Genomic DNA, 22,689 nt, shown 5'->3' with positions numbered 1-22,689 from the left:
GCCGCCCAGCCCCAGCCGCCCCGGACGTGCACCCCCCGCGGCGGGACCACGGCCCCGGCCCCCGACCCGCCGCGTCCCCGTCCGAGAGGAGCAAGGAGCATGTCCACCACCCCCTCACTGCCCCGCCGCAAGCCCGGTGCCAGCGGACGCACCGTCGAGACGCAGGAGCCCGACCCCGCGGCTCCGGGCCGCGCCCTGCGCGCCCGCGCCGCCGAAGGCTGGCAGCGGTTCATGCGGCGGCCCGCGATCGACCTCCGGCAGGAGAGCGGGGGAGGGGACACCGCGCCCTGAGCGCGGCGGCCGCCCCGGGACACCTTCGGGTGACCGGTCCCGCCCAGGGCTTCCCGACACCCCGATCATGGCGAAGACTTGGCGCTTCCCGCACCCTCGGAGGCGCAGCCGGTGACCAGCAACGACAGCGACGGACAGGAACGGGTCCAGGAAGAACTCGCCTTCGCGTTCGAGCGGGACAGCAGATGGGAGGCGACCAAGCTCATCACGCTACGTCACATGGCACGAAGGCTCCCGCACCTCCTCAAGCGCTCGCTGAACGTCGCCTGGCGCGTCGACCGCCGTTCGGTCGTGGTCCTGATGGCCTGCCAGGCGGTCTCCGGCGTCGCCGCCGCCACCGGCCTGCTCGCCACCACCTCGACCATCACCGCCCTCATCTCCTCCGGGGACATCACCGACCGGCTGTGGGACGCCTGGCCCTCGGTCGCGGTCCTCGCCGCCGCGGCGGGACTGCGCGCCGGCCTGTACATCGCCGTGACCTGGCTCTCCTCCCGGCTCGCACCCCTGATGCAGCAGGAGTGCGAGCTGATGCTGCTGGACGCGGCGACCACCTCCGAGCTCGCCGCCTACGACAGCCCCGGGTTCAAGGACCGCTGGGACAACGCCGAACGCGGCGCCGTCGTCGCCAAGGACATCATCGAAGAGGGCCAGGAACTGATCGCCGCCCTCGCCTCCCTCCTCGCCGGCGCCTTCGTCCTCGGCGCCCTCCACCCCGTCCTCATCCCCTTCCTCGTCCTCGCCGGCATCCCGCAGGGCATCGCCCAGATCCACAGCGCCCGCGTCACCTACACCGCCGGCGTGCGGATGACGGGACACAGCCGCATGCTCGGCGTCCTGCGCTGGCACCTGTCCGACAGCCACGCCGCCGACCAGATCCGCGCCGGGACGATGGCCCCGTTCCTCCTCGGCACCTACCGGCGCATCACCGGGCGCGTCACCGAGGTCCACCGGCGGGCCGTCACCGACGGCGCCCGCATGGCCTTCCTCGGCGCCCTCGGCGGCGGCGCGGCCTCCGCACTCGTCTGGGGCGTGCTCGTCGCCCTCCTGGCCACCGGCCACCTGTCGGTGGCGGCGGCCGGCACCGCCGTCCTCGCCCTGCGCACGGTCACCGGCTCCGTCCAGGGCGTCGTCCGGATGTCCGCCGTCATCTTCCGCACCGGCATGTACATGGACGACTGGTCACGGTTCCTGGAGGAGACCGGCGGCTACCGGCTCAAGGCGGGCGAGATCGTCCCCGGCGCCCCCGCCGAGGTCCGCGCCGAGAAGCTCGTCTACCGGTACGAGGGCAGCGAGCGCAACGCCCTCGACGGCGTCGACTTCCGCGTCCGCCGCGGCGAGATCGTCGCCCTGGTCGGCGAGAACGGCTCCGGCAAGACCACCCTGTCCAACCTCCTCACCCGGCTCCACCTGCCCACCGCCGGCACGGTCACCTGGGACGGCCACCCCACCACCGCCCTCGACCCGCACGCCGCGTGGAAGCAGGTCGCCATGGTCCCGCAGCGCTACGCCTGCTGGCCCCTGACCGCCCGCGACAACATCACCCTCGGCCAGCCGGTGGGCGGCGACGCCCGCGGCGACGGTCGAGGTGGTGGCGGTGGCGACGGTCGTGCTGCGGGCGGTAGCGGGGGCGGTGACGATGCCGGTGTCTGGGAGGCCTGCCGGGCCACCGGCGCCGACGAGGTCGTGGCCGAACTCCGTTCCGGCCTCGGCACCCTCCTGGCCCGCGAATGGCTCGGCGGCACCGACCTCTCGGGCGGCCAGTGGCAGCGCATCGCCCTGGCCCGCGCCTTCTACCGCCCCGCCGGCCTCCTCGTCCTGGACGAGCCCACCTCGGCCCTCGACCCGCGCGCCGAGCACCGCATCTTCGCCCACCTGCGGCAGGCCGCCCGGGACCGCGCCGTCGTCCTGGTCACGCACCGCCTCACCAACGTGGCCGTGGCCGACCGCATCGTCGTCCTCGACCGCGGCCGGGTAGTCCAGGAGGGTACGTACGGTCAACTGGCCACGTCGCCAGGCCTGTTCCGCGAGCTCCTCGCCCTCCAGAACGACCGTGACGGCGCCATCCCGACCCAGCGGGCCCCGGCGGCCGTGCCCAGGCAGCCGTAGCGCCGGGCCGTCCGTCCGTCCCTCAGAACCGCCGACGCGCAGGACGCCGGTCAGCATCGGCAGCGTGAACTCGCCGTCCGCGGTCTCGGGGCGGCCGGCGAGGTAGCCGCGGATCCGGCCGAGGGCGGTCTCCCGTTCCTCCTCCGGCATGACGAGCATCCCCGCGCGCGTCGCGAGCGTCGCCACGAGGGAGTCGGCGGTGCGGCGCTGCCCGTGCGGGAACGCGGACTGCTCCGGCGAGCCGAACCGGTGGGCGCCGCTGCGCGGACGGTGCGTCTCCGCGGTCACGGCGCGCCAACTCGCCAGGGTGTCGCGCGGGCCGGTCGCGGCGCTGTCGCTCACCTGCGCGATCCCATCCACCGGGGCCCGCGACGGACATGTCGAACCAGTGCATGGCGTTGCCGGCGAGCACCGCGTCCACCGAACCGTCCGGCAGCGGGATCGCCTCCGCGCTCCCCGCGAGGGCGCGGACACCCCGCAGGCCGCGCCGCAGTTCGGCGAGCATCGCCGGATCCGGCTCGACCGCGACGGCCTCGGCGCCCGAGGCGAGCAGGGTGCCGGTCAGCTTGCCGGTCCCGGCGCCCAGGTCCAGCAGCCGCGGGCCGGGGCGGCTTCCAGTGCCCAGGCCACGGCGGCCCGCGCGTAGTCGGGTCGGTGTTCGGCGTGGGCGACGGCCGCGGCCCCGAACGACGAGGCGTGTACGGCCCGCTCGTTGTGATCCATGCCGACACGGCAAGGGCCGCCCCGGGGGGCATCCCGGCCCGGGCGACCCGGGGCCCGGATATTCGCTTGCCGGGGGACAGGGGCCGGGGATGCAATGACCGCATGGGAGAAGCGGGACGCAGTAACACGAGTAACCACCCAGAGGCGCGGCAACCAGGGGGAGTTGACGTGGCGCCCGTCCGGATCGGCGCCCTCGCCCCGCTGACCCGCCCCGGCTGGACCGAAGCGGGCCGGCACCTGGTCGCCGGGCTCCGACTGGCCGCCGACGAGGTCAACGAGGCCGGCGGAATCGCCGGACGGCCACTGGAACTGGTCGTCCGCGACACGGCCGCCGACCCGCGACGCGCGGCGGCGGCCGTGGACGAACTCGCGGAACTGGGCGTGGCGGCCTTGGCGGGGGAGTACCACAGCGTGTCCGCCCGCGCCGCGGCCGCCCGCGCCGCCGCCCTCGACCTGCCGTTCCTCTGTTCCTCCGCGGTCATCGACGCGCTCACCGAACACCCGGCCGACGCCGTGGCCCGCCTGGCCCCGGCCCAGTCCCACGGCTGGCGGACCTACGCCGACTTCCTCCTCGGCGCCGGTCACGCCCGGATCGCCGTCGCGGCCGAACCGAGCGTCTACTGGGCCGCCGGCACCCGCATCCTGCGCGAACACCTCACCCCGCGCGGCGCGACCCTGTCCGAGCTCGACATGAGCACGCTCACCCCGGAGGCCGTATGCGAGGAACTCCTCGCACAACGCGCGACCGCCCTCCTCCTCCTGGTGGGCCACCCGGATCCGGCGGTGCCGGTCGTCAGGGCCGTCCGCCGCGACCCCCGGCTCGGCGGGATCCTGATCGGCGCGCCCGCCGGACAGCCGGAGTTCACCGAGTGGGCGGCGCTGCTGGGCGAGGACGGCGCGGCCGTCCCGTTCCTGCGCTACCTGCCCGAACGCCTCGGACCCCTGGGCGCCCGGGTGGAGACGGCCCTGCGCACCCGGTTGGGCGAGGCGCCCTCCTTCGTGGCCTTCGAGGGCTACGACACGCTCACCGTCCTCGCCGAAGTGCTGCGCTCCCCCCGGCGGGACGACCCCTGGGCGGGGGTGGCGGTCGAAGGGACCCGGGGCGAGATCCGGTTCTCCCGCGTGCCGGGCATCGGCGTGCGGCAGTGGGCGTGGCCGCCGGTCCAGGTGGCCGATCGGGATCCCCTCAACCCCGGCCGCTTCCGCGTCCTGTGGACCTCGGAGGGGCGCCCCGGGGCGCCCGTGTAGCGCGGGCGGGGTCAGCGGCCGGCCGGAGTGCGGGTGAGGGCGCGGATGGCCGTCTCCTGCGAGTAGGCCAGCAGGCCGATCGTGACCGTTGCCATGACCACGGCGAAAACGGCGTGACCGAAGGTCGAAGTGACCGCGAACCCGAGCGCGTTGAGGGCGAAGTGGCTGCCGACCCGCAGGACGACGAGGGCGATCGCGACCCTGCGCGTCTCCTTGCCCCGCCACAGCGCCTTCGCCAGCTTCAGGCGCGGGCGCATCATGGTCAGCGAGACGGCGATGTTGACGACCAGCAGCCCCAAGAGGACCGGCCACGCCGAGGGGAAGGCCTTGATGATGTCGAAGGCCGCCGCGAGGACGCCTTCGAAACCGAAGAACCAGACCGGCAGCCGGTAGTCGGCCGGAGCCAGGTTCCCGGCGTCGCCCTCCGCGCCCGGTCCGCCGGCCGTCGCCGTCGCTGTCGCCGTCTTCGTGTCCGTCTTCTTCAGGATGTTCATTTCGGTCCCCCGTGGTCGTTGCGGTGACCTCATTCTCGTCAGGGGGAGGGGGCGGCCGGCAGGGCCCGCGATCACCCGTGCGGGATGACAGATGTCATAGAGGTGTCGTCAGTCCTCCGCGCCCCGGGCCAGGAGCCGGCCGGCGGCCCGGCGCCGGGCGAGGCGCCGCTCCTCCCGGGCGGCCCATTGGCGCACCCGGCCGGGCTCCAACGGACCGCCGTGGCCGACATGGAGCCGGGCCGGCCCCAGGTCGAGCATCCGCCTCAGGCTGGCGAGGTTGCCCACGGGGTCGTCGTGGAAAGGGGGGTTGGCCGGTCTGCCCGGGACGAGCCCCATGAAGGAGCCGGCGATCAGGTCGCCCGCGACGAGGTCGCCCCGCCCGGTGAGCACCGAGACCGATCCGGCGGTGTGTCCCGGAGTCGGCATGACACGGGCCTCGATCCCGAACTCGGACAGGTCCGTCTCGCCCCGCAACAGCACCTCCGGCTCGACCGGTTCGGCCCGCGCGTGCAGCTTCGCGTTACGGGCCATCAGGCGGCCCATCGGGCCCGTGGGCAGGTACGGTTCACGGACCCGGCCGGTGCGGAACGGCCCCAGGTCCGCCACGTGACCGGCGACGGGTGCGCCGGTCAGTCGGCTCAGTTCGGCCGCGGAGCCGAAGTGGTCGATGTGCCCGTGGGTGAGGACGATGAGCGACAGGTCGGCCGGGTCCACCCCGTGCGCGGCGATCGCGTCGTGGATCTTCCGGCCGCTGCCGGGGGTGCCGGCGTCGATGACCACGGGCCGACGGCCCAGCAGCAGGTAGGCGTTGATGTTGTGCCGGCCGAGGACCGGGATCGGGACGACACGGGTGGCGGTGGACACGATGCGTTCTCCATACGGGATGAGGGCGAGAGCGAACGAAACGGGGATGACGGGCGTCAGCGGAAGCGGCGGCGGTATTCCGCCGGGGTGGTGCCCAGACGGCGCCGGAAGGAGCGGTGGAGGCTCTCCACCGAGCCGAGCCCGCTCAGCGCGGCCACCTCCGGCAGGCCGTGCTCACTGTCCTGGAGCAGCCTGCGCGCGGCCTCGACCCGCGCGGACTCGACGTACACGGCGGCCGTGGTGGCGGTCCGGCGGCGGAAGAGGCGGGAGAAGTGGCGCACGCTGAGGTGCAGTCGCGCGGCCAGTGCCTCCGCGGACAGGTCCTCGGTCAGGTGCTCGCCGATCCAGACCCGCAGCTCGTCGATCCGGTCCCCGCCGGGCGCGTCCGCCACCGCGAGCGGCACGCTGAACTGGCTTTGACCGCCCGCGCGTTTGACGTACATGACCATCATCCGGGCGGTCGCTAGGGCGAGTTCGGGACCGTGGTCCTCGGTGACCATCGCGAGGGCCATGTCCATCCCCGAGGTGATCCCCGCGCAGGTCCACAGCCGTCCGGCCCGGATGAACAGGGGGTCCGGGTCGACGGCGACGCGCGGGTGGTCGGCGGCCAGCCGGGCGGCCGTGAGCCAGTGGGTCGTGGCGGGCAGCCCGTCCAACAGGCCGGCCGCGGCCAGCAGGTGCGCGCCCGCGCAGACCGACCCCACCCGTCCGGCCCGGGGCGCGGCCTCCCGCAACCAGTCGACGACCGCCCCGTCGAGCACGGGCTCCACGCCGCTCCCCCCGACCTCCACCGCCCCTGACACGAGCAGGGTGTCCACGTCCCCGTCCACCTCCTCCAGCGCCAGGTCGGCCATGACCCGCAGCCCGCTGGAGGTCGCCACCGGCCCTCCGCCGGCCGTGGCCACCCGGACGGTGTAGCCGGGCCGCCCGGGGCCGGCGACACGCGTGGCGACGGAGAACACCTCGGCCGGGCCGGTGACGTCGAGCAGTTCGGCGCCAGGGAAGGCGACGATGACGATCTTGTGGGGTGGGAGCATGCCCCGATCATTCCGCTGCTGCCTGATGGCCGCAATGACCAGCTTCTGTCACATTCAGCCATACACGTGTAACGTCCCCGGGCTCCCGAGCCCCTCTGCCGCCCCGGCTCCCGGTCCGCAGGCGCCGGCTCAGCCCGCCGCGCCGTCCAGCCGTACCGCGCTCTCCAGCAGCAGGGCGTGCACGAACGCCTGCGGCAGGTTGCCCCGCAGCTGCCGGCCGCGCACGTCGTACTCCTCGGCGAACAGCCCGGCCCGCCCCGCGGCCGCGCGGGTCCGCTCGAACCAGCGGCCCGCCTCCGCCGTCCGGCCGTGCGCCAGGCAGGTCGAGGCCATCTGGAAGCCGCCCAGCAGGAACGCGCCCTCCAGCTCGCCCAGCGGCCCGTCGCCCTGCCGGAACCGGTACACGAACCCGTCCACCGCCAGCTCCCGCGCCACCGCCTCCCGGGTGGCCACCGCGACCGGCCGCGGGCCCGGCCAGTACGGCGAGGCCAGCGGCCGCAGCAGCGCCGCGTCGGGGCCGGTGTCCGTGGCGGACCGCTGCCAGCGGCCCGACGAGTGCAGGCAGCGGCGCCGCGTCTCCCGCAGGACCGTCTCCGCCAGCGCGTTCCACCGGTCCGCCTCCGCCCCGCCGATCTCCCGCGCGGCCGCGCGCAGCCCGGTGACCGCGGCCAGCCGCGAATGGGTCCACCAGGCCGGCTCCAGCTCCCACAGGCCCGCGTCCGGCCGGTCCCAGAACTCCTCCAGGGCCTTCCCCGCCACCACCGCCGCCCGGACCCCGTCCCCCGGCAGACGGCCGTCGCGGGCCGCCGCCGCGAGCAGTTGCAGCACCTCGCCGAAGGTGTCGAGCTGGAACTGCTCCCCGGCGTGGTTGCCGATCCGGTCCGTCGCCCCCGGGTAGCCGCACAGCGGAAGCCGCCGCTCGGCCGGCACCCGCGAGCCGTCGGTCCGGTACGCCGGCCGCAGCCCGGGCCCGTCCGCGAGCACCCGCTCGGTGACCACGCGCACCGCCGCGTCCGCCAGCGGGTGCGGGCCGTGCGCGAACACCGCCTGCCCCGCGTAGCACTGGTCGCGCAGCCAGGCGTAGCGGTAGTCGTAGTCCCGGTCCCCCTCCGCCCGTTCCGGCAGCGAGGTGGTCGCCGCCGCCACCATCGCACCGGACCGCGGACTGGTCAGGCCGGTGAGGACCGCGTACGCCTGGCGCACGTCCCGGGCCGCCGTCAGCCCGGAGCACGACGGCACGGCGCCGGCCCAGAACCCCTCGGTGCGCCGCCACGCCGACTCCGCGTCGACCGGCTCGCCCAGCGGCCCCTCGCCCACCTCCAGCACCAGGTCGTGGACGCCGCCCGGCGCCACGTCCACGAGCGCGCCCCACTCCCCGTCCGGCGCCACCCACGCCCCGTCCGGACCCCGCAACCGCACCCGCAGCGACCCGCGCGCCCCCTCCCACAGCCCCTCCCCGGCCCGTCGCAGCACCGGCGCGGGCGCACTCCCGTACTCCCCGCGCACCGCCAGCCGGACGGTCATCCGCGCGGCCCCCGCCACGGCCCGGATCCGGCGCAGCAGCACCACCCGGTGCGGCTCGGCCGGGGCCGCCAGGGCCTCCCGGCACTCCACCACCGCGTCCGGCATCGTCCAGCGGGCGGTCCAGATCAGCGAGCCCTCGTCATACGCCCCGCCCGACACGTTCCAGGAGCACTCCGGCCGCACGGTGAACGCGCCCGCGCCCCCGATCAGTTCGCTGAACACCGCGGGATCGTCCCAGCCGGGCACGCACAGCCACACCACGTCGCCGTCCGGCCCGGTCAGCGCCCCCCGCTCCCCGTCGGCCAGCAGCGCGTAGTCCCGCAACGGCCGCGGCACGTGCCGCAGTCCGGGGCGTGGTCCGGTGCGACGCCGATCCGTGGCGCTCACCCCCTTCCGCTGTACCGGCGGCTACCCGGACGGAGCGGCCCCAACCAGGGGCCGCTCCGTCCGACGGGCCCGCGGCTCACAGCACCCGGTACCGCTCCACCCCGGCCCGGCGCAGCGCCAGCCCGAGCCCCGGCGCCCCCGACGCCCCCGGCCGCACCGAGCCCCCGGACGGGTCCAGCAACCCCTCGCCCTCGAACAGCAGCGGCTCCAGCCGGGCGTGGTCGTGGAACCACTCGATGTGCCGGAAGTCCGGGACGGCCGCCGCCGGATGGGCGTGGACGTGCGGGGCGCAGTGCGCCGACAGCGCCAGCCCCTGCGCCCGGGCGAGCGCGGCCACCCGCAGCCACTCGGTGATCCCGCCGCAGCGGGTGGCGTCCGCCTGCAGGCAGTCCACCGCCCCGGCCGCCGTCATCCGCGCGAAATACGGCAGGTCGTAGCCGTACTCCCCGGCCGCCACGTCGCAGTCCAGGCGGTCGCGCAGCAGCCGCAGCCCCGCCAGGTCGTCCGAGGAGACCGGCTCCTCGAACCAGCTCACCCCGTACGCGGAAAGCTCACGGCCCACCCGCAGCGCCTGCCCCCGCGCGTAGGCGCCGTTGGCGTCCACGTACAGCTCGGCCTCGGGCCCGATCACCTCCCGGGCCAGCGCCACCCGCGAGAGGTCGCGGCCGACGGCCCGCCCCCGGTCCTGCCCGATCTTGATCTTCACACGCGGGATGTGCAGGCCGTGGACCCAGCTCTCCAGCTGCGCCCGCAGCCGCTCGTCCGGCGCCGTGGTGAACCCGCCGCTGCCGTACACCGGCACCTCCGCGCACACCACCCCCAGCAGGTCGGACAGCGGCAGCCCCAGCAGGCGGGCCTTGAGGTCCCACAGGGCGATGTCCACCGCCGAGATCGCGCACGAGGCGATCCCGGGCCGCCCCGCGTTGCGCACCGCCCGGCACATCAACTCGTGTAACCCGGGCACCCCGAAGGCGTCACCCCCCTCGACCACCCCCGCCAGCAGCTCCCGCACCACCTCCGCGGCCGCCGCCGGAGCGTACGTCCACCCCAACCCGCGCACCCCGCCCGCGTCGGCCTCCACCACCACCGCGGTCGTGGAGTCCCAGGCCAGGGTGCCGTCCCCCTCCGGGGCATCGGTCGGCACGGTGTACGCACCGACTCCGATCCGCTGCACCGGCGTGTCCCCGCCGTCCTTCCGCGCACGCATCCGAGCCCTCCTCAGACAGGGGCGTACCGCGCGCCTACCCCCACCGCCCGCCCGCAGTCCTCCCACCGGCGCGTGTGCCGACGGGCCGGGCGGGTAGGCGCGCAAAGGACCAGGACCACGCCGAACGGGAGGAACCGGCAGAACATGAAGGAGCAGCGGACCGAGCAGCGGACTGCCGCGCGGCCGGACGGCGGTGAACCGGCCGACCGAGGCCGGCACGAAAGCAAGGAAGAACGGGCCGACCGGCAGTGGCAGGAGCTGCTGCAGGAGATCAGGGTCGCCCAGACGGGCGTGCAGATCCTCTTCGGCTTCCTGCTCACGGTCGCCTTCACCCCCCACTTCCAGGGGATCTCGGCGACCGACAAGGCGGTCTACGTCGCCACGGTCGTGGCCGGCTCGCTGGCCGCGGGCGCGCTCATCGGGCCCGTGTCCTTCCACCGCATCGTCTCGGGCCGCCGCATCAAACCCGAAGCGGTGGTCTGGGCCTCGCGTCTGACCTTCGCCGGCATCGTGCTGCTGCTCGTCACCTTCACCTCCGCCCTTTTCCTCGTCCTGCGGGTGGTGACCCACGGGCCGCTCGTCCCGTGCCTCGTCGGCGGGGTGGTGGCCTGGTACCTGCTGTGCTGGTTCGCGCTGCCCCTGTGGGCACGCGAGCGGCACACCGACGAGAAGTGACGAGGAATGACGGGAAACGACGAGAAACGAGTCGACGCCGCCCGGCGCACACCGCCCGGCGCCCCGCCGCTCACCGCACGCCGCCCGACGGCGGCCCACAGGGAGCCCGAAGCCATGGAAACGACCCGCAGTGAGCACCCCCGCCACTCCCGCCACCCCCACCGCCAGACCGTGGTCGTCACCGGGGCCAGCGCCGGAGTCGGCCGCGCCACAGCCCGGGAGTTCGCCGCGCGCGGCGCCCGGGTGGCGCTGATCGCCCGCGGCCGCGCCGGACTCGAAGCGGCGGCGAACGAGGTGGCGCAGGCCGGCGGCACCCCCCTGGTGCTGCCCGCCGACGTCTCCGACGCCGCGCAGGTCGCGGCGGCCGCCGACCGGGTGGAAGCCGTCTTCGGGCCCGTCGACGTCTGGGTCAACGCCGCCTTCACCACCGTCTTCGCCCCCTTCGAGGAGATCCGGCCCGAGGAGTTCCGCCGGGTCACCGAGGTCACCTACCTCGGGTACGTCCACGGCACGCGGGCGGCGCTGGACCGGATGCTGCCCCGCGACGCCGGCACGATCGTCCAGGTCGGTTCCGTCCTCGCTGAACGCTCCGTCCCGCTCCAGTCGGCCTACTGCGGCGCCAAGCACGCCGTCCGGGGCTTCACCTCCGCCGTCCGCACCGAGCTGATGCACCGCCGCAGCCGGGTGAAGGTGACCGTGGTCCAGCTGCCGGCCGTCAACACCCCGCAGTTCGCCTGGGGACTGTCGCGGCTGCCGCACCGCCCGCAGCCCGTACCGCCGATCTACCAGCCGGAGGTCGCCGCCCGGGCCATCGTCCACGCGGCCGACCACCCCCGCCGGCGCGTGTACTGCGTGGGCGGCCGGGCCCTGGCCACCATCATCGCCAACCGGCTGGTCCCGGGCCTGCTGGACCGCTACCTCGCCCGCACCGGGTTCTCTTCCCAGCAGACCTCCGAACCCGACCGCGGACCGCGCCCGCACAACCTGTGGAACCCCCTCGACGGCGACGGCGGCCGGGACTTCGGCGCCCACGGCACCTTCGACGACCGCGCCCACCCGCATTCCCCCGAGGCCTGGGTGGCCCGCCGCCCGCGCCTGCTGTGGACCGGCGGCGCGGCCACGGCGGCGACCCTCGTGGTGGCGGCCCTGCGCCACCACCGGACCGCCCACCGCTGAGGCGGCACCGCCATCCTCCCCGGGCACCCGGCGGCGCCCTACGCCCCGGCCCCCGCCTCCCGGCGGCGCCGCCGCGCGCCCCCGCGCACGGCGCTCGGAGCCGCCCGCTCAGGGTGGCCCCCGTCGGACGGCGCGCCGCCGTCCAGGGCGAGGGCCAGGGCCTCCGCCAGGTGCAGGGCCCGGCGGCCCGTGCCCGCCTGCTCGATCTGCGTCCGGCAGCTGAACCCGTCCGCCAGCACGAAGGCGTCGGCCGCGGTGGCGCGGACGGCGGGCAGGACGCCCTGCTCGGCGAACGTCCGCGTCTGCGCGGCCAGCCGCCGCGCGTCCTCGTCCCCGGCCAGCAGCTCGGTCGCGTCGGAGCGCAGCACGGCCGCGCAGGACGGCTCCAGCGCGACGACCGGCGTACCCGCCTCCAGCCACGGGCGCAGCGTGCGCACGGTCCGCTCCAGCACCCGGCGCGCGATGCCCAGCTGCCCCGTGGACACCCAGGTCAGCCCGCAGCACACCGCCGCCGCCGGCACCGCCACCCGGAACCCGGCGTCCTCCAGGACCCGCACCGCCGCGCCGGCGATGTGCGGATGGAAGTGGTTGGTGAACGTGTCCGGCCACAACAGCACCGTGCGCGGGTCGTCCGGCCGGGGCTCGGGACGGCGCGAGCGCCGCCACGCCTCCTGGAAGGTCACGGACGCGAACGGCGGAGCCGCCCGCCGCGGATCCACGCCCGCCGCCAGCTTCCCCACCCGCCCCAGCACCGGCGCCCGCAGCGCGGCGTTCGCCACCCCCGGAGCGGTGCGCGCCAGCCGCGCCCACAACGGGAGCCAGCCCAGCGAGTAGTGCGCGGGCGGCCTCGGCCGCCACCGGTAGTGCTGGGCGAGGAACTCGGCCTTGTACGTGGCCATGTCCACCCCCACCGGACAGTCCGACTTGCAGCCCTTGCACGACAGGCACAGGTCGAGCGCGTCCCGCACCTCGGGGGAGCGCCAGCCGCCGGTGACGGGGGAGTCCCCGTGCCCGTCCAGCATCTCGAACAGCAGCCGCGCCCGGCCCCGGGTGGAGTGCTCCTCCTCCAGGGTGGCCCGGTACGAGGGGCACATCACCCCGCCCTCGTGCGTACGGCAGTTGCCGATGCCCACGCACCGCTGCACGGCCTGCTTGAAGTCGTGGCCGTCCCGCGAGTACGCGAAGAACGTCCGGCGCTCCGGCCGCGGCCGCCATCCCGGCCCCAGCCGCAGATCCGCGTCCACCGGGTGCGGCTCGACCACCTTGCCGGGATTCATCCGGTTCCCCGGGTCGAACAGCGCCTTGACCTCGCCCATCGCCCCCACCAGGGCCGTACCGAACATACGGGGGAGCAGCTCGCCGCGCGCCTGCCCGTCGCCGTGCTCGCCCGACAGCGAACCCCCGTACGAGGACACCAGGTCCGCCGCGTCCTCCAGGAACGCCCGGAACGCCGCCACACCCTGGGCGTCGCGCAGCCCGAACGGGATCCGGGTGTGCACACAGCCCTGCCCGAAGTGCCCGTACAGGGAGGCCTGCTGGTAGCCGTACCGCCGGTACAGCCGCTCCAGGTCGCGCAGGTAGTCGCCCAGCCGCTCCGGGGGCACCGCGGAGTCCTCCCAGCCCTCCCAGGTCTCCGACCCGTCCGGCGGCCGCGCGGTCACCCCCAGCCCGGCCTCGCGGGCCTTCAGGAACTCCTGCTCCCGCGGCGGGTCGTCGGAGAACGCCACCGACGCGTCGTCCTCGCCCCGCCCGATGGCCCGCAGCAGCTCGTACGCCTGCCGGTCCGCCTCCTCCTGGTCGTCCCCGGTGAACTGGGCGAGGAGCCACGCCTCGCCCTCGGGCAGCAGCTCCAGGGAGTGCAGGTGGACCCCCTCCTCCCGCATCAGCTGCGCCATCCGCCCGTCGACGGCCTCCAGTTGGGCCGGCCGGCAGTGCTCCAGCAGGCCGGGAACGGCGTCCGCCGCCGCGTACACGTCCTCGTAGCCCAGCACCAGCAGGGCCTCGGCCGCCGGGACCTCGACCAGGGCGAGCTCCGCCCGCAGCACCGTCACCAGCGTGCCCTCGCTGCCCACCAGGGCCCGGGCCACGTCGAAGCCGTTCTCCGGCAGCAGGGAGTCCAGGTTGTAGCCCGACACCCGCCGGGGGATCTTGGGGTAGCCGCGGCGGATCTCGGCGAGGTGGCGGGCGGCGATGTCCTTGAGCCCCCGGTGGAGGCGGGCCCGGCCACCGCCCGCCGCGACGATCCGCTCGTACTCGTCCGGGTCCGTGGGACCGGCCCAGAACCGGTCCCCGCCGTAGCTGAGGACCTCCAGGCGGCGCACGTTGTCGACGGTCTTGCCGTACGCCTGCGCCGAGGCCCCGCAGCTGTTGTTGCCGATCATCCCGCCCAGCGTGCAGTGGCTGTGCGTGGCCGGCTTCGGGCCGAACTTCAGCCCGTACGGCTCCAGTTGCCGGTTGAGTTCGTCCAGGGCGATGCCCGGCTCCACCACGCAGGAGCGCGCCGCCGGATCCACCGAGACCAGCCGGTTGCAGTACTTCGTCCAGTCGATCACCACGGCCGTGTTCGTGCACTGCCCGCCCAGGCTCGTCCCGCCGCCCCGCGACAGGACGGGCGCGGAGAAACGCGCGCAGACGGCCACCGCCCGCGCGCCCGCCTCCACCGTCCGGGGCACGACCACCCCGAGCGGCACCTGTCGGTAGTTGGAGCCGTCGGTGGAGTACGCGCCACGGCTGCCCGCGTCGAAGCGGACCTCCCCCTCCACCTCGGCCCGCAGCGCCCCCTCCAGTCCGGCCAGGTCCACCGGGGCGGGGCCGGCCGCCATCAGTCCGCCCCGCCGGGCAGGAAGTCCTGGACCTTCGCCTTCAGCCCCTGGCGCACCACGTTGCCGCGGTCGCTGTCCCCGTGCAGCAGCGCCGACGCGGAGTCCTTGATCTGCTCCCACGTGGCGTGCGGCGGGATCGGCGGCACCGCCGGGTCCGTCCGGAAGTCGATGACGAACGGCCGGTCCGCCCCCAGGGCCTGGCGCCAGGCCGGCCCCACGTCCTCGGGCCGCTCCACCCGCACCCCGCCGAGTCCGAACAGGGCGGCCACGTCGGCGTACCGGACGTCCGGGATGGCCTGCGATTCCTCGAACTGCGGGGCGCCCTGCATGGCGCGCATCTCCCAGGTCACCTGGTTGAGGTCCTGGTTGTTCAGCACCGCCACCACCAGCCGCGGGTCCGACCACTCGTGGTAGTACTTCGCGGCCGTGATCAGCTCCGCCATCCCGTTCATCTGCATCGCGCCGTCACCGACGAGCGCGACGCCGGGCCGGTCGGGGTGCGCGAACTTCGCCCCGATCAGGTACGGGACCCCTGGCCCCATCGTCGCCAGGGTGCCCGAGAGCGAACCGCGCATGCCGTCACGCATCCGCAGGTGCCGGGCGTACCAGTTGGCCGCCGAACCGGAATCCGCCGTGACGATCGCGTTCTCGGGCAGCAGCCCGTCCAACTGGTGGGCCACGTACTCGGGGTTGACGGGGTGCGCGGGCACGGCGGCCCGCCGCTCCATCACCTCCCACCAGCGCTCGGTCCCCGCCTCGATGCCGTCGCGCCAGGACCCGTCCCGGTGCGGTTCCAGCAGCGGCAGCAGCCGACGCAGCGTCTCGGCGGCGTCGCCCACGATGTTGAGCTCGAACGGGTAGCGCAGCCCGACCATCGTCGGCTCGATGTCGATCTGCACCGCCCGAGCCTGCCCGAACTCCGGCAGGAACTGCGTGTAGGGGAAGCTGGAACCCACCACGAGCAGGGTGTCGCAGTCCCGCATCATCTCGTACGAGGGGCGCGTCCCCAGCAGCCCGATCGAACCGGTGACGTACGGCAGCGTGTCGGGCAGCACGTCCTTGCCGAGGAGGGCCTTGGCCACTCCGGCGCCCAGGAGTTCGGCGACCTGCTCGACCTCCGCACGGGCGTGCCGGGCCCCCTGCCCGACCAGAATGGCCGGCCTCTCACCGGAGTTGAGGATCTGCGCGGCCCGCCGCAGCTCCTCGTCGGCCGGAACGGGCGCGTACCGGGACACCCCCAGACTGGAGGGGACCTGCTTGAACTCGTGGGCCGGCGGCACGTGGTCGAGCTCCTGCACGTCGGCCGGGATGATCACGGCCGTCACGGTGCGGCGGGTCGCGGCGATGCGCAGGGCCCGGTCCAGCACGTTCGGCAGCTGCGCGGGGACCGTGACCATCTGGCAGTACTCGGAGGCCACGTCCTTGTAGAGGGACAGCAGGTCCACCTCCTGCTGGTACGAGCCGCCCATCGCGCTGCGGTCGGTCTGCCCGACGATCGCCACCACCGGAACGTGGTCGAGTTTCGCGTCGTACAGCCCGTTGAGCAGGTGGATCGCCCCGGGACCGGACGTCGCCGCGCAGACCCCGGTCCGGCCGGAGAACTTCGCGTAGCCGACGGCCTCGAAGGCGGCCATCTCCTCGTGCCGGGCCTGGATGAACCGGGGCACGTCCTTCGCCCGCCCCCAGGCGGCGAGCAGCCCGTTGATCCCGTCACCGGGATAGGCGAAGACGTGCTCGACACCCCACTCCCGCAGGCGCTGCAACACGTAGTCGGCTACCTTCATCGTCCTGTTCCCTCCTGCTCGTTGCCGTTGCCGGTCCACGGGGGCGGCGGGGACGCGCCGTGCCGGGGGCTCAGCCCGCCTGGGGCCGCAGGAGGGCGAAGTCCCGCCCGTGCTCGGTGCCGGGCGGGAGCAGAAGGCCGGAGGGCCGGCACGTCCCGCACGGCGACGTCGAACGTGCCCTGGTAGACGACGGCCTCCACGATGACTCCCTCAGCGGCGGTGCGGATGCGCCGGGCCGGCCGGCCTCTGGCTGCGCCTGCCCGGGCCCACACCCCCGAAACGCGGCCCCCGAGCCCGCCCCGCCACGCCGTTTGGCCGACGGGCCCCGGGGAAGGCGCGCGGACGACGTTCGCGCGCCGGCGGCCGCCCACAACGACGGCGGCACAGCCGCGCGCACAAGAGCGCAAAGGACCGGGCCCACCATGACCACCAGTACCGACCACCGGCCGCGCGCGGCCCTCTTCGACCTCGACGGCACCCTCGTCGACACGAATTACCTGCACTCCCTGACCTGGTGGCAGGCCCTGCACCAGAACGGCCACGACATCCCGATGGCCCGCATCCACCGGGCCATCGGCATTGGCGGCGACCGGATCCTGGAACACCTCCTGGGCAGCGCCCACGACCACCGCGAGGACCAGCGGCTGAGGGACGCCCACCACGCCCTCTACGCCGCCTGGTTCGACTCCCTCCCCGTCCTGGACCGGGCCGCCGACCTGCTGCGCGCCATCGCCGCGCGCGGGCTGCGCATCGTCCTGGCGAGCTCCGCCTCCGCCGACGAGGTCGCCGCCATCCGCGCCGCCCTCGACGTGGACGAGGTGATCCACGGAGCCACCTCCGCGGACGACGTCGACCGTTCCAAACCCGCCCCCGACCTGGTCCACCAGGCCCTCGCCCTCAGCGAAGCCGAACCCGCCGACGCCGTCTTCGTCGGCGACACCGTCTGGGACGTCCAGGCCGCCGCCCGCGCCGGCGTCCCCTGCATCGGCCTCCTCACCGGCGGCATCTCCGAGGCCGAACTCACCGCCGCGGGCCCGGTGACCGTCTACCCCGGCCCGCCGGAACTGCTGCGCTCCCTCGACTCCAGCCCCCTGGCGAGGAAGGCCCCGCGGACGACGGGGAACGGGGGAGGGGGCCGGCCCGAGACCGCGGGATGAGTCAGCCGGCCCGGCGCTCCGCCCCAGCCGCGCGCGGGGCGCGGTCCCCGACCAGCGGCGGGGTCGGCAGCCCGGCCCCCTCGCGCAGCCCCCGCAGGAAGGCCGTCATGGCTTCCCCCGCCGTATAGCGCGGCTCCCACCCCAGGTCCCGGCGCGCCCGCGCCGAGCTCAGCAGCGGCAGCCGCAGCAGGGCGTCCAGCAGCCCGGGCGGAGCCGGCACCAGGTGCAGCCGCCAGGCCGCCGACAGCGCCGCCCGCGCCGGCCCCAGCGGCAGCCGCACCACCCGGCTCTCCAGCAGCCGGGCCAGCGCGGCCACGTCCAGCACGGGCTCCGCCGCCAGGTTGAACGCCCCGCGCACCGGCAGCCGTACCGCGGCGGCGTACGCCTGCGCCGCGTCGTCGGTGTGCAGCGCCTGGAACCGCAGACCCGGCAGGTCGGGCAGGACCGGCAGCAGACCGGGCCGCACCAGCCGCCCCGGCAGCAGCGGACCGGCGAAGATCCGCCGCTGCTCGGACGCCGAGACCTCCTTGAAGAGGAACGCGGGCCGCATCCGCACCACCCGCATGTCCGGATGCGCGGCCTCGAACCCGTCCAGACACCGCTCCAGGTAGGCCTTCTCACGGGTGTAGGCGGCCGCGGGCCAGCCGTGGGTGGGCCAGGACTCGTCCACCGGACGGTCGTACGGCGGCCCCGGCGCGTACGCGCCCACCGACGAGGCGTACACCAGGGCCGGCACCCCCGCCGCCGCGGCCTCCTCGAAGACCCGCAGCGAGCCCAGCACGTTCGTCCGCCAGGTCTCCACCGGATCGTGCGTCGGCTGGAACTTCCACGCCAGGTGGACGACCGCCCCCGCGCCCGCGAACAGCGGGCCCAGGGGGGTGCCGCCCGGGTCGACGTCGGCCGCGGCCCACCGGACGCCCGGCTGCCGCCACCGGGGCACCCGCCGGGCCAGCCCCAGGACTTCCGTCACGTGCGGATCGGCGGCCAGGCGGCACACCACACTGGTGCCGGCGTTGCCGGTGGCCCCGGTGACGACGACCTTCACGGCTCAGGCCGCCCGGTCGTCCTTGCCGCGCCCGCTGAGCAGGTCACGGGCCCGGTCGACCAGCCCCAGCCCCGGCCCCAGCAGCTTGTTCGCCGGCGGCGTGGACGGAGAGCCCGGATGCGGACGGGTCGGGGCCGTCTTCTTGGCGCGGCGAACCTTGACGCCCAGCTCGTCCAGGACCTCCTGGCCGCAGGCGTGCCGCAGCGCCGGGAAGAGGTTCTGCTCCTCGTCGTGGATGTGGGCCAGGACGTCCGTCTCCAGTTCCCGCAGCACCGCGGTGAACCGGGTCCCGGCCGCGTCCTCCTCCTGGAGCTGCTTCATCATCCGCTCCGCCCGCCCGTGGTCGGCGATCTCCTTGTCCGCGATCAGGTCGCCGTCCTGGAGGTGTTCGCGCACCGCCGGGTACAGGTACTGCTCCTCGGCGACCGAGTGGCGTACCAGTTCGATCGTGAGGAGGTCGGCGAGGTTGCGCCGTTCCTCCGCCGAAGTGGTCCGGCCCAGCCGCCGGAAGTAGTCCTTGACCTCGTCGTGGTCCGTCGTCAGTTCCGCCACCACATCGCCGCCGTGTCCCATGGCTCGGCGTCCTTCCGTTCGTAGGATCGTCTTGTTCGGGTCCCTGCGCGCCTGCCCCCGGCATGCCCTTCCATGCCGGGCGTACGGGTGTACGGGCGTGCGGGTGGGGCCCGTGTCCGGGGTCCTCAGTCCGGGGGCTCGACCGGCGGGGGAGTGGCCCCGGCGCCGCCCTCGGCGCCGTCAGCAGGTTCCTGCCCGGCCCCGCCCTCGGGCCCGCCTCCGCCTTCCGACCGCTCGGCGTCCGCGGCCCGCTCGGCCCGATCGCGTTCCGTCTCCCCGGGGGCCGGCACCGGGAGGTCCGGGGTCTTCGCTCCGGGAGCCGGACCGTCCGGAGGCCGGTCCCCCTCGCCCGCCGCGTTATTCCGTGTCATGGGGGTCTCCTTCCCTTGCCCGGGCACGTCGGACCGGGCCCGTTCGCCGGAGCGGCTGCCCCCATCCGACCGGCGCAAACGAGCCGAATCCGCGCCGACGGTGGACGGTGGAGGTCCGGGGTAGACGACGACCGGGACGACCGGGAGGACCGGCAGGAAGGGAGGCGGCGCGATGTCCAGGTCCAGTGGTGAGGTGTTCGGGGCGCCGGTCTGCGTGAGCCTGGCCACCCACGACCTCGACGCGGCCGAGGCGTTCTACGGGGACGTCCTGGGCTGGCGGTTCCGCCGCAGCCGGCTCGGGGAGGAGTTCCGGGTGGCCTGCGCCGACGGCGTCCCGGTGGCCGGGATCGCCGCCGTCGTGCCCCGCCTGGGCGTGCCCATGGCCTGGACCCCGTACTTCGCCGTCGCCGATGCCGACGAGACGGCGTCCCGCATCCGCGAGCGCGGCGCCACCACCGCCGTCGGCCCGCTGGCCTTCGCCACCGGACGGGCCGCGCTCGCCGCCGACCGGGACGGCGCGGTCTTCGGGTTCTGGGAGGGCGAGGTCGGCCCCGAGCGGTGGCCGGAGCGCGACGGCCCCGTATGGGTCGAGCTGAAGGCGCGCGACGCGTTCGCCGCCGCCGTCTTCTACGGCGAGGTCCTCGGCTGGGCCGCCGAGCTGCCCGGCGCCCTCGACGTCGCCTACGAGCAGGACCACGTGGTGGTCCGCCGCCACAACCGCACCGTGGCCAGGATCGACGCCGGCGCCGTCGAGGCCGCCCCCGACCCCCGGGCCCGGCCGCGTTGGGAGGTCCACTTCGCCGTCCCCGACCTGGACGAGGCCGCCGACCGGGCCGTCCGGGGCGGCGGCGCGATCGCCTGCCCCGTCACCACCTCGGCCACCGAGCGCCGGGTGACCCTGAGCGACTGGGCCGGCACCCCCTTCACCGTCACCGAGGCCGCCGAACGCCCCTGAACCCGGACCCCGGCCGCACGCCACACGCGTGAGCCCGGGCCGGCCTTCGCTCGGCGGACGTGCCCCCGTCCCGCCCCGGGCCGCGGGCCGCCGCCCGCTGGGTCCCGGCACGCGGGCGGCCGGCCGCAGGCGGGGGCTCAGTCCGCGAGGGCGCGGGCCGCCACCTCCAGGTCGGCCACCAGCCCCCGGTACGCCCCGTCCCGGTCGCGTGCGCGCAGCACCGCCGACGGGTGCACCGTCACCAGCACCCGGGCCTCGGGCAGGCCCGGCCCGCCGTCCGCGCCCTCCTCCACGGGCAGCGCCTCCAGCAGGCCGCGGTGGTCACCGACCCGGAGCGGTCCGCCCAGCAGCATCCGCCCCGCCGTCGCCCCCAGCGCCACCACGAGCCGGGGCCGCACGGCCGCCAGCTCCGCCACCAGCCACGGCCGGCAGGCCGTCATCTCGCGCAGGTCCGGAGCCTTGTGGATCCGCCGCTTGCCCCCCTCCGGCACGGTGAACTTGAAGTGCTTCACCGCATTGGTGAAGTAGACGGCGGACTCGTCGAGACCGGCCTCGGCCAGGGCCCGGCGCAGCAGCGTGCCGGCGGGACCGACGAACGGCTCCCCCTCCCGGTCCTCGCGGTCCCCGGGCTGTTCGCCCACCAGGACCAGGCGGGCCCGGCGCGGGCCCGCGCCGAACACGGTCTGCGTCGCGGCCGCGTGCAGCGGGCAGCCGCGGCAGGAGGCCGCCGCGCGGCCCAGCTCGGCGAGGTCACCGGTGTCCGGGACGTAGGGCCGGGCGTCGTAGCGCGCGCCGCTCGCGGTCGGTTCCCGCGCCTGCCGAACCACAGCGCTCACCTCCGAACCGTCCCGGCACCCACCGCCGGGCACCCACCCCGCGTCTTCACCCGGGACCTCGCCGGCAAACCCGACCCGAGCCCGCCGGCCTCCCCGTGCGCGGCCGTCACCACGGCACCCGGCGCCGGTCACGCCGACGCGGTGCCGAGGGTGCTCCACGAACCCTGGCGGCCCCCGCCCGCTGAGCATGAGAGGGCCGCGGTAGGTGAGGCGGCGGACGGCGAGGGCGACTGGATCCAACTCTTCCCTACGCGGTCCTACGCACCCTCGTCGTACGTACCCGCCTCGACCTCCAGGGCGAGTTCCTGCAGCACCTCGATGGAGGACACGTCCGTACGCCCGCTGTCGTGCGCGATCGCCAGGCTGGTGAACGCCAGGCTGAACCCGGACACCATCGTGTGCAGCGCCGGGCCCAGGGCCTCGGCGACCAGGGACGCGACCTGCTGGGGCGTGGCATCGGCGGGGACCCGGATCGACGGCAGCATCTCGTTCAGCAGCAGCGTGGCCACGCCGGGCGCCTCCTGCGGACCGGCGTCCTCGTCGTCCGGCCCGCTCTCCACGGCCCGGCGGACGTCCTGGGCCTCGGTGAGGATCCCGATCACCCGCTTGAGTATCTCTGCGCGCTCCATCCTGCGGAGCGTAGTCCGGCCGTGCGCCCGGCGCTGCCGGAACCGCGGGGTCGTCGCCCCACACGTCAGTCCGGGGGCGGCAGCAACGGGCCGAGGGGCCCCAGGTCCAGGTTGAGGTCGGCGAGGCGGTAGCCGTGCCGGTCGCACAGCTCGCCCATCGCGTCGTGGAGGGCCAGCAGGGTGGCCCCGAGCTCCTCCTCCTGCGCCTCGCTGAGCCCGCCGGCCTCGACGCGGCGCAGCGCCTGGCGTTCGATGAGCTGGCGCAGCAGCTCCACCACGGTCAGGACGAGCCGGACGAGGTCCTCGGCCGCGCTGTCGGGGCCGGTGCGCAGCCGTCCGCCGGGGGCGTGCGGGCCGGCCGTCTCGGCCGGGGTGGCGGGCAGCAGGCGCAGGGCCTCGGCCATCGCGTCACCGACCCCGCGCAGGCCGGGAGGGCCAGGCGCGGCGGGCGCGCCGGGAGGCCGGGGCGAGGGGGCGTCAGCGGTCATCGTGCCCACCGTCCGGGGGCCGGGGGGAGTCGGCGGTGGCGACGGAGCAGACCAGGGCGCGCAGGGAGATCCGTACGAGGTCGATGTCGGCGATCGACAGCACGAGGTCGCCCGCGATGACGACCCCGCCCGCCAGGAGCCGGTCGAGGAGGTCGACGAGGGCCACCTGCCGCCCGGGCAGCCCGGCCTCGCGACGGCCGGCGGAGGTCGCGCCGTCCACGGCGTGCGCGCCCTCCACGCCGTGCGCGCCCTCCACGCCCTCGATGCCCTTCACTGCGTTCAGGTCCTCCATGGCGT

23 protein-coding genes are annotated in these 22,689 nt (G+C 75.4%); 7 read left to right on the top strand and 16 right to left on the bottom strand.

Features of this window, described 5'->3' with window-relative positions; genetic code table 11:
- The first annotated feature begins 99 nt into the window (after positions 1-99).
- Positions 100-291: a hypothetical protein gene (locus ACFY0O_RS02765; RefSeq protein WP_388941897.1), complete on the top strand. Its 192-nt coding sequence runs from the start codon at positions 100-102 to the stop codon at positions 289-291.
- A 111-nt stretch (positions 292-402) separates the two neighbouring features.
- The gene (locus ACFY0O_RS02760; RefSeq protein ID WP_388941894.1) at positions 403-2,397 is read left to right on the top strand and encodes an ATP-binding cassette domain-containing protein; all 1,995 of its coding nucleotides are present in this window, start codon (positions 403-405) and stop codon (positions 2,395-2,397) included.
- 22 nt (positions 2,398-2,419) lie between these two features.
- On the opposite strand, the gene ACFY0O_RS02755 is transcribed toward ACFY0O_RS02760, so the two are convergent.
- Both ACFY0O_RS02755 and ACFY0O_RS02750 read right to left on the bottom strand, forming a co-directional pair.
- Positions 2,420-2,950, bottom strand: a complete 531-nt coding sequence (locus tag ACFY0O_RS02755; protein ID WP_388942253.1) for a methyltransferase domain-containing protein — start codon at positions 2,948-2,950, stop codon at positions 2,420-2,422.
- An 8-nt stretch (positions 2,951-2,958) separates the two neighbouring features.
- Positions 2,959-3,120: a hypothetical protein gene (locus ACFY0O_RS02750; protein ID WP_388942284.1), complete on the bottom strand. Its 162-nt coding sequence runs from the start codon at positions 3,118-3,120 to the stop codon at positions 2,959-2,961.
- Positions 3,121-3,186: 66 nt separating this feature from the next.
- Here ACFY0O_RS02750 and ACFY0O_RS02745 point away from each other — a divergent pair, with 66 nt between their 5' ends.
- Positions 3,187-4,368 carry an ABC transporter substrate-binding protein gene (locus tag ACFY0O_RS02745; protein ID WP_388941891.1) on the top strand — a complete coding sequence of 394 codons (1,182 nt, stop codon included), beginning with the start codon at positions 3,187-3,189 and terminating at the stop codon, positions 4,366-4,368.
- An 11-nt stretch (positions 4,369-4,379) separates the two neighbouring features.
- On the opposite strand, the gene ACFY0O_RS02740 is transcribed toward ACFY0O_RS02745, so the two are convergent.
- The 5 genes from ACFY0O_RS02740 to ACFY0O_RS02720 form a co-directional block, all read right to left on the bottom strand.
- Positions 4,380-4,862: a hypothetical protein gene (locus ACFY0O_RS02740; RefSeq protein ID WP_388941888.1), complete on the bottom strand. Its 483-nt coding sequence runs from the start codon at positions 4,860-4,862 to the stop codon at positions 4,380-4,382.
- Between the two features lie 108 nt (positions 4,863-4,970).
- Positions 4,971-5,726 (bottom strand): MBL fold metallo-hydrolase, encoded by a 756-nt coding sequence (locus ACFY0O_RS02735; RefSeq protein WP_388941885.1) that lies wholly within the window; start codon positions 5,724-5,726, stop codon positions 4,971-4,973.
- Between the two features lie 56 nt (positions 5,727-5,782).
- Positions 5,783-6,763: a GlxA family transcriptional regulator gene (locus tag ACFY0O_RS02730; protein WP_388941882.1), complete on the bottom strand. Its 981-nt coding sequence runs from the start codon at positions 6,761-6,763 to the stop codon at positions 5,783-5,785.
- 129 nt (positions 6,764-6,892) lie between these two features.
- Positions 6,893-8,623: a glycoside hydrolase family 15 protein gene (locus tag ACFY0O_RS02725; protein WP_388941879.1), complete on the bottom strand. Its 1,731-nt coding sequence runs from the start codon at positions 8,621-8,623 to the stop codon at positions 6,893-6,895.
- Between the two features lie 127 nt (positions 8,624-8,750).
- Positions 8,751-9,881 carry an enolase C-terminal domain-like protein gene (locus tag ACFY0O_RS02720; RefSeq protein ID WP_388941877.1) on the bottom strand — a complete coding sequence of 377 codons (1,131 nt, stop codon included), beginning with the start codon at positions 9,879-9,881 and terminating at the stop codon, positions 8,751-8,753.
- Positions 9,882-10,025: 144 nt separating this feature from the next.
- On the opposite strand from ACFY0O_RS02720, the gene ACFY0O_RS02715 reads away from it, so the two are divergent.
- Both ACFY0O_RS02715 and ACFY0O_RS02710 read left to right on the top strand, forming a co-directional pair.
- Positions 10,026-10,556 carry a DUF6328 family protein gene (locus ACFY0O_RS02715; protein ID WP_388941874.1) on the top strand — a complete coding sequence of 177 codons (531 nt, stop codon included), beginning with the start codon at positions 10,026-10,028 and terminating at the stop codon, positions 10,554-10,556.
- A 114-nt stretch (positions 10,557-10,670) separates the two neighbouring features.
- Positions 10,671-11,732, top strand: coding sequence for an SDR family oxidoreductase (locus ACFY0O_RS02710; protein WP_388941872.1), 1,062 nt, complete (start codon positions 10,671-10,673; stop codon positions 11,730-11,732).
- Positions 11,733-11,770: 38 nt separating this feature from the next.
- Here ACFY0O_RS02710 and ACFY0O_RS02705 read toward each other — a convergent pair whose 3' ends face one another.
- Both ACFY0O_RS02705 and ACFY0O_RS02700 read right to left on the bottom strand, forming a co-directional pair.
- On the bottom strand, positions 11,771-14,554 hold the full coding sequence (locus ACFY0O_RS02705; RefSeq protein ID WP_388941869.1) for an FAD-binding and (Fe-S)-binding domain-containing protein: 2,784 nt from the start codon (positions 14,552-14,554) through the stop codon (positions 11,771-11,773).
- A complete protein-coding gene (locus tag ACFY0O_RS02700) occupies positions 14,554-16,338 on the bottom strand; it encodes a thiamine pyrophosphate-requiring protein (protein WP_388941866.1) in 1,785 nt (594 codons plus the stop codon). The genes ACFY0O_RS02705 and ACFY0O_RS02700 overlap by 1 nt, the downstream gene beginning before the upstream one ends.
- Positions 16,339-16,760: 422 nt before the next feature.
- On the opposite strand from ACFY0O_RS02700, the gene ACFY0O_RS02695 reads away from it, so the two are divergent.
- A complete protein-coding gene (locus ACFY0O_RS02695; RefSeq protein ID WP_388941863.1) occupies positions 16,761-17,495 on the top strand; it encodes an HAD family hydrolase in 735 nt (244 codons plus the stop codon).
- Position 17,496: 1 nt separating this feature from the next.
- On the opposite strand, the gene ACFY0O_RS02690 is transcribed toward ACFY0O_RS02695, so the two are convergent.
- From ACFY0O_RS02690 to ACFY0O_RS02680, 3 genes are all read right to left on the bottom strand, one after another.
- Positions 17,497-18,540 carry an NAD-dependent epimerase/dehydratase family protein gene (locus ACFY0O_RS02690; protein WP_388941860.1) on the bottom strand — a complete coding sequence of 348 codons (1,044 nt, stop codon included), beginning with the start codon at positions 18,538-18,540 and terminating at the stop codon, positions 17,497-17,499.
- Between the two features lie 3 nt (positions 18,541-18,543).
- On the bottom strand, positions 18,544-19,113 hold the full coding sequence (locus ACFY0O_RS02685; RefSeq protein WP_388941857.1) for a hemerythrin domain-containing protein: 570 nt from the start codon (positions 19,111-19,113) through the stop codon (positions 18,544-18,546).
- 125 nt (positions 19,114-19,238) lie between these two features.
- Positions 19,239-19,484, bottom strand: coding sequence for a hypothetical protein (locus tag ACFY0O_RS02680; protein ID WP_388941854.1), 246 nt, complete (start codon positions 19,482-19,484; stop codon positions 19,239-19,241).
- Positions 19,485-19,656: 172 nt separating this feature from the next.
- On the opposite strand from ACFY0O_RS02680, the gene ACFY0O_RS02675 reads away from it, so the two are divergent.
- The gene (locus ACFY0O_RS02675; protein ID WP_388941853.1) at positions 19,657-20,439 is read left to right on the top strand and encodes a VOC family protein; all 783 of its coding nucleotides are present in this window, start codon (positions 19,657-19,659) and stop codon (positions 20,437-20,439) included.
- 137 nt (positions 20,440-20,576) lie between these two features.
- Here the strand turns inward: ACFY0O_RS02675 and ACFY0O_RS02670 are convergent, their stop codons facing one another.
- The 4 genes from ACFY0O_RS02670 to ACFY0O_RS02655 form a co-directional block, all read right to left on the bottom strand.
- The gene (locus ACFY0O_RS02670) at positions 20,577-21,275 is read right to left on the bottom strand and encodes a UdgX family uracil-DNA binding protein (RefSeq protein WP_388941850.1); all 699 of its coding nucleotides are present in this window, start codon (positions 21,273-21,275) and stop codon (positions 20,577-20,579) included.
- A gap of 257 nt (positions 21,276-21,532) precedes the next feature.
- Complete coding sequence (locus ACFY0O_RS02665; RefSeq protein WP_388941847.1) at positions 21,533-21,904, bottom strand: hypothetical protein; 372 nt, start codon at positions 21,902-21,904, stop codon at positions 21,533-21,535.
- Between the two features lie 65 nt (positions 21,905-21,969).
- Positions 21,970-22,392 (bottom strand): gas vesicle protein K, encoded by a 423-nt coding sequence (locus tag ACFY0O_RS02660; RefSeq protein WP_388941844.1) that lies wholly within the window; start codon positions 22,390-22,392, stop codon positions 21,970-21,972.
- On the bottom strand, positions 22,382-22,684 hold the full coding sequence (locus ACFY0O_RS02655) for a gas vesicle protein (protein WP_388942250.1): 303 nt from the start codon (positions 22,682-22,684) through the stop codon (positions 22,382-22,384). Before ACFY0O_RS02655 ends, ACFY0O_RS02660 begins: the two co-directional genes overlap by 11 nt.
- Positions 22,685-22,689: the final 5 nt, after the last annotated feature.

This window comes from Streptomyces sp. NPDC001594 (assembly GCF_042893675.1).
Taxonomy (GTDB): Bacteria; Actinomycetota; Actinomycetes; order Streptomycetales; family Streptomycetaceae; genus Streptomyces.
Note: the sequence above shows the minus strand (reverse complement) of the source record. Positions and strands in the feature narration are given on the sequence as shown.